This window comes from Streptomyces sp. NPDC060049 (genome assembly GCF_042736715.1).
Classification (GTDB): domain Bacteria; phylum Actinomycetota; class Actinomycetes; order Streptomycetales; family Streptomycetaceae; genus Streptomyces.
The window spans coordinates 52,270-58,269 of sequence record NZ_JBHWVV010000032.1 but is presented as its reverse complement, the minus strand read 5'-3'; the positions used below and the strand labels follow the sequence as shown (position 1 = coordinate 58,269).

The following is a 6,000-nucleotide window of genomic DNA, read 5'->3' as shown; positions in this document are numbered from 1 at the left end:
TCAAGGAACGGACGCTTCCTTTGTACTCACCCTCGCGGGTTTTCCTCCGGGCGCTTCCTTCGTTCTTGTGTTTCCGACTCTATCAGACTCTTTCGGGCCTGACTCCCAGTCAGCGGGCTTTGCCTTCCGGGCTGTTGGGCCCTTCCGACTCCCTGAACTCTAGTGGATTTCCCGGTCGATTCATAATCGGCCTTCGGAAATGAATTCGGGCATGCCGAATGCGTTCCCGGTGGGAGATCGTGCTGAGTTGGGTGCCGCTACGAGGCGGCGGGATTCGTTGTTACTGAAACCTTTCGGCTCAGGGACAACTCGAAGAACCTTACGGACTCGCGAGGTCGGTGTCAACCCCAGACTCCGGGCGGGTCAACTGGGGGACTGGAGGTCCTCCACGCGGCCCAGGAGGCGGGTGAGCATGTCGCCCAGGACCCCCCGTTCCGCGGTGGACAGGTCCTGGAGGAGGTCCTCCTCGAACACCGTGGCGGCCCGCATCGCGTCCAGCCACTTGCTGCGGCCCTCCGCGGTGAGCTCCACGATCACGCGCACGCGGTTGTTCTCGTCCCGCTCGCGCGTGACCAGTCCTTCCGACGTCATGCGGTCGATCCGGTGGGTCATCGCCGCCGGCGTGAGGCCCAGCTGCTTCGCGAGCTCGCTCGGGCCCATCCGGTAGGGGGCTCCCGAGAGGACGAGGGCCTTGAGGACCTCCCACTCGGCGTTGCTGATGCCCAGGGCCGCCGTCTGACGGCCGTACGCCACGTTCATGCGGCGGTTCAGGCGGCTCAAGGCCGAGACGACCTTCTCGACCTGGGGGTCGAGGTCCTGGAACTCGCGCTGATAGACGGCGATCTGTTCGTCGAGGCTCGGTTCGTGGACGGGCGCAGTGCCGTCGGGGGTGTCACCCATGGTCCGAAGTATCGCACGCGGCCGTTGGCGTCTAACTCCTTCGATGTGTAGAGTTAAGGGTCGAACTTTAGCTGTGAAGTCTTCAGGCTTCAGCAATCAAGGTGGTGAGAAGTGACCAAGGTGATGGGCGCTGCGATGCGGCGGATCCAGGCCGGGAACGCGTTGACCGCGTTCGGCATCGGCTTCACGGTTCCGTTCCTCTATGTCTACGCGGCGAAGGTGCGAGAGCTGGACCCCATGTGGGCCACCGGAACGTTCATGGCGTTCGCCCTCGGCGCGCTCCTCGCGCTGCCCTTCACCGGGCGGGTGATCGACCGGCGCGGTCCGGTCCCCGTCGTCATCGGAGCGGCCGTCCTCGCCTCGGCGGGTGCGCTGTCGCTCGGGTTCTCCACCGGCGTGGCCGCGATCCTGCTCTCCGCCCTCGCGCTGGGCGCGGGCCAGGCCGTCATGCAGCCCGCGCTGGCCACGATGATCGTGCGGTGCTCCACTCCGTCCACCCGGACGCGTGCCTTCGCCTTCCAGTTCTTCATGCAGAACCTGGGCCTGGGCATCGGCGGGCTCATCGGCGGTCTGATCGTCGACGAGAGCCGGCCCGGCAGCTTCACGCTTCTCTTCGGCATCGAGGCCGTGATGTTCCTGGTCCTGGCCGGGGTCATCGCCACCGTGCGGATGCCGCAGGTGCCGGCGATCAGCAATGCCCTGGCCAAGGACGCCGTCCCGGCGGGCGGCGGCTGGAAGCGCCTGCTGGAGCACAAGGCCATGGTGCAGTTCTGCGTGCTCGGCTTCGTCCTCTTCTTCGCCTGCTACGGACAGTTCGAATCGGGGCTCGCCGCCTTCGGTACCGAGGCCGCCGGGATCACCCCGTCCACGCTCGGATTCGCGCTTGCCGCCAACACCGGTGCGATCGTCCTCGCGCAGTTCGTCGTGCTGCGGCTCGTGGAGAACCGTCGCCGGTCCCGGGTGATCGCGCTCGTCGGCCTGATCTGGACCGCCGCGTGGGTCATCGCCGGCTTCTCCGGTCTGGGACACGGCAGTGCCGTCATGGCCGCCGGTGCGTTCGTGGCCGCGTACGGGCTCTTCGGCATCGGCGAGGCGATGCTGTCGCCGACGCTGGCCCCGCTGGTGGCCGATCTGGCTCCGGAGGGGTCCGTGGGCCAGTACAACTCGGCCTTCGCCCTGGTCAAGCAGATGGCGCTGGCGCTCGGGCCGCTCGGTGTGCCGCTGGGCGCGGGCGTGCCGATGCTCTACATCGGGATCTTCGTCCTGGTCTCGCTCGGCATCGCCGGGCTGGCCTTGCGCCTGGGCAAGCAGCTGACTCCGGTGCAGGACAACCCGACGCAGGCCCGGAGCGCCGGCGCGGCGCAGACGATCGCGGCTGCCGAGCCCGTAGCCGCGTAGGCGCGAAGAGGCGGTCGTTCCACCGCGAACGTGAGAAGGCCCCGGTCCGGTGGATCGGGGCCTTCTTCGGGTCCGGACGCTACTTGTCCTTGTCCTTGTCAGGGAGGGCGAACTCGCACCAGACGGCCTTGCCGCCGCCCGGGGTGCGGCGGCAGCCCCAGGACGAGGCGACGGTGGCGACGATGGAGATGCCGCGGCCGGTCTCGTCGGCCGGCTCGGCGCGGCGGCGGCGCGGGAGGTGGTCGTCCCCGTCGGTGACTTCGATGATCAGCCGGCGGTCGGTGCGGCGCAGCCGCAGGCGCATGGGCGGGGTGCCGTGCTGGAGGGAGTTCGCCACGAGCTCGCTCGCCGCCAGGACGCCGAGGTCGCACAGTTCGACCGGGAAGCGCCAGGAGGCGAGGACGCCCTGGGCGAAGGCGCGGGCGCGCGGGGCGGCCTCGATGCCGCCGAGGAGTTCCAGGGCCGCGTTGTGGAAGAGCTCCGCGTCGGCTCCGGTGCGGGCGGGCTGCTGGAGGACCAGCACGGCGACGTCGTCGTCGTGGTCGGCGTCGACGCCGAGGGCGCGCATCAGGCGGTCGCAGATGACGGCGGGCGTGCCCTGGGCGCCGGAGAGGGCGCGCTCGAGGGCGGCGACGCCCTCGTCGATGTCCTCGCCCCGGCGCTCGACCAGGCCGTCTGTATAGAGGACGGCGGTGGAGCCGGGGCCCAGCGCGATGGTGCCGGAGGTGTGGAGCCAGCCGCCGGTGCCGAGCGGCGGGCCTGTGGGGTCGGCGGCGCGGCGGACGGTGCCGTCCTCGTCGCGGACGAGGATCGGGAGGTGGCCGGCGGAGGCGTAGGCGAGGAGGCCCTCGTTGGGGTCGTGGACGGCGTAGACGCAGGTGGCGATCTGGCTCGCGTCGATCTCGGCCGCCAGTCCGTCGAGGAGCTGGAGCACCTCGTGGGGCGGGAGGTCGAGGCGGGCGTACGCGCGCACGGCGGTACGGAGCTGGCCCATGACGGCGGCGGCGCGGACCCCGCGGCCCATGACGTCGCCGATGACGAGGGCGGTTCGGCCGGCGCCCAAGGTGATGACGTCGTACCAGTCGCCGCCGACGGCCGCCTCGGTGCCGCCGGGCTGGTAGGTCGCGGCGACGCGCAGGTCGTCGGGCTGTTCCAGCTCCTGCGGGAGGAGGGAGCGCTGGAGGGTGACGGCGGCCTCGCGCTGGCGGCGCTCGCTGGCCCGCAGGCGCTCGGCGGCCTCGGCGTGGTCGGTGACGTCGGCGAGGTGGATCAGGATCCCGGCGTGCCGGGGGTCTTCGGCCGCGTCGTCGGCGCCGGCCTTGGGGAAGTCGACGGGGGTGCAGGTGACGGTGTACGAGCTGGCGCCGCCGGGGGCCGTGCGGTTCTTGGCGGTACGCGGCTTCCCGCTGCGCTGGACCTGGTCGAGGAGCGGGAGCAGGCCCAGCTCGCCGAGCTCGGGGAGCGCGAGGTGTGCGGGGGCGCCGGGGGTACGGGCGCCGAAGCCGGCGGTGTAGGCGTCGTTCACGTAGGCGACGCGGTGCTCCGGGCCGTGCACGAGGGCGACGAGCGCCGGGAGTCGGCCGAGGACGTCCCGTACGGAGAGCTCGTCCGGGGAGGGCACGGGCTCGGCGGAGCCTCCCGTACCGGCGGTGGCGGGCGTGGCGGCGGTGGCCGAACCGGTGCCGCGGACGGTGGGGTCGGCGGGGCCGGAGGGGTCGGTGTCGGTCCCGGTCGCAGAATGGCCGGCGCCGCGGGCTGCCGGGACCGAACCCTCGCCCCGTTTGGCCTGGGCTGCGGCGTGTTCGGACCGGGCGGCGGCGCGACGCTGCGTTCCGGGGAACCGGGCGCTCCAGCGCGTGAAGTTCACTGCTTTCAAGCCTCGTGGTGTCGCTCGTGGTCGCTGTGTCACTCGGTGGCGATCGGGTGGCACTCGGATGTCACGCTGATGTCACTCTGTGCAGGTGTGAGCCCACCTATGGTCACACGTCCAGTGTGGCGGACGGCACTGACAGCGTCAGCCTCCGCTCTTCTTCGGAGGGTCCTTGGGGCCTCCGCCCGCTGCGAGTTCGAATTCTGCCCTGGGATGTTCGAGGGATCCCAGGGAGACGATCTCACGCTTGAAGAGACCGGAGAGGGTCCACTCGGCGAGTACCCGTGTCTTGCGGTTGAGGGTGGGGACGCGGCTGAGGTGGTAGGCGCGGTGCATCAGCCAGGCAGGGTAGCCCTTGAGCTTGCGCCCGTAGACGTGGGCGACGCCCTTGTGGAGTCCGAGCGAGGCGACGGACCCGGCGTACTTGTGGGCGTACTCGGTGAGGAGTCCGCCGCGCAGGGACGACACGAGGTTGTCGGCGAGGACCTTGGCCTGGCGGACGGCGTGCTGGGCGTTGGGCGCGCAGGCGGTGCCCTTCTCCGGTGCCGTGATGTCGGGGACGGAGGCGGCGTCGCCGGCCGCCCAGGCGTGTTCGACGCCTTCGACGGTGAGGAAGGAGGTGCAGGCGAGGCGGCCGCGGTCGTTCTTGGGCAGGTCGCTGGCGGCGAGGACCGGGTGCGGTTTGACGCCGGCGGTCCAGACGACGGTGCGGGTGGGGAAGCGGGCGCCGTCGCTGAGGACGGCGACGCGGTTCTCGCAGGATTCGAGCCGGGTCTCCAGGCGCAGGTCGATGCCGCGGCGGCGCAGTTCGCGGATCGTGTAGGTGCCCATCTCGGGGCCGACCTCGGGGAGGATCCGGTCGCTGGCCTCGACCAGCACCCACTTCATGTCCTCGGGCTTGACGTTGTGGTAGTAGCGGGCCGCGTAGCGCGCCATGTCCTCGAGCTCGCCCAGGGCTTCGACTCCCGCGTAGCCGCCGCCGACGAAGACGAAGGTGAGGGCCGCGTCGCGGATGGCGGGGTCGCGGGTGGAGGAGGCGATGTCCATCTGCTCGATGACGTGGTTGCGCAGGCCGATGGCCTCTTCCACCGTCTTGAATCCGATGGCGAATTCGGCGAGTCCCGGGATGGGGAGGGTGCGGGAGACGGAGCCGGGGGCGAGGACGAGTTCGTCGTACTCGATCCGCACGGGGGCGCCGCCCTCCTCATCGGTGGCGAGGGTGGTGACGGTCGCGGTCCGGGCGGCGTGGTCGATCTGCTGGGCCTCGCCGATGACGATGCGGCATTTCGACAGGACGCGGCGCAGCGGGACCACGACGTGGCGCGGGGAGATGGAGCCGGCGGCCGCTTCCGGGAGGAAGGGCTGGTACGTCATGTAGGGCTCGGGCGTGACCACCGTGACCTCGGCCTCCCCGGTTCTCAGCTTTCGCTGGAGCCGGAGTGCCGTGTACATGCCTACGTAGCCGCCGCCGACGATGAGGATCCGCGTACGGGGCGGGGTACCGGGGTCCGTGCCCCGGGAGTTAGCAGCCTTCACCATCCCATGACGCATCGTGGCCCGGAGTTTGTCCACAGGCCCGGCACATTGTGTGACCGGCGGGATGCCCGGGGCGGGGTGGTCGCGTGAGGCAGGTGGAGGTGAAGGTGCGCAGGTCAGGGGGTGCGGAAGGGCTGATTCCGGGGGTTTGGAACGGAAAAATGGGGGTGAATGCTCCGATCGGGGGGCTGTCCGTCCGGGGCTGCCTCTTCTGAATTGACTCTGGCTCAACTATGTTCGTATCTCGTCGAGGAGTAGGACCGGGGGCCCTCATGACCGTGGCCCCTCTCGACGCG

General features: G+C 70.5%; 4 protein-coding genes. 1 reads left to right on the top strand and 3 read right to left on the bottom strand.

The window, feature by feature from the left end; genetic code table 11:
* Positions 1-363: 363 nt before the first annotated feature.
* Positions 364-900 carry a MarR family winged helix-turn-helix transcriptional regulator gene (locus ACFWBY_RS36155; RefSeq protein ID WP_385339374.1) on the bottom strand — a complete coding sequence of 179 codons (537 nt, stop codon included), beginning with the start codon at positions 898-900 and terminating at the stop codon, positions 364-366.
* Positions 901-1,011: 111 nt separating this feature from the next.
* On the opposite strand from ACFWBY_RS36155, the gene ACFWBY_RS36150 reads away from it, so the two are divergent.
* Positions 1,012-2,298 carry an MFS transporter gene (locus ACFWBY_RS36150; protein ID WP_385339377.1) on the top strand — a complete coding sequence of 429 codons (1,287 nt, stop codon included), beginning with the start codon at positions 1,012-1,014 and terminating at the stop codon, positions 2,296-2,298.
* Between the two features lie 79 nt (positions 2,299-2,377).
* On the opposite strand, the gene ACFWBY_RS36145 is transcribed toward ACFWBY_RS36150, so the two are convergent.
* Complete coding sequence (locus ACFWBY_RS36145) at positions 2,378-4,165, bottom strand: SpoIIE family protein phosphatase (protein WP_385339379.1); 1,788 nt, start codon at positions 4,163-4,165, stop codon at positions 2,378-2,380.
* Between the two features lie 147 nt (positions 4,166-4,312).
* Positions 4,313-5,707, bottom strand: a complete 1,395-nt coding sequence (locus ACFWBY_RS36140; RefSeq protein WP_385339382.1) for an NAD(P)/FAD-dependent oxidoreductase — start codon at positions 5,705-5,707, stop codon at positions 4,313-4,315.
* Positions 5,708-6,000: the final 293 nt, after the last annotated feature.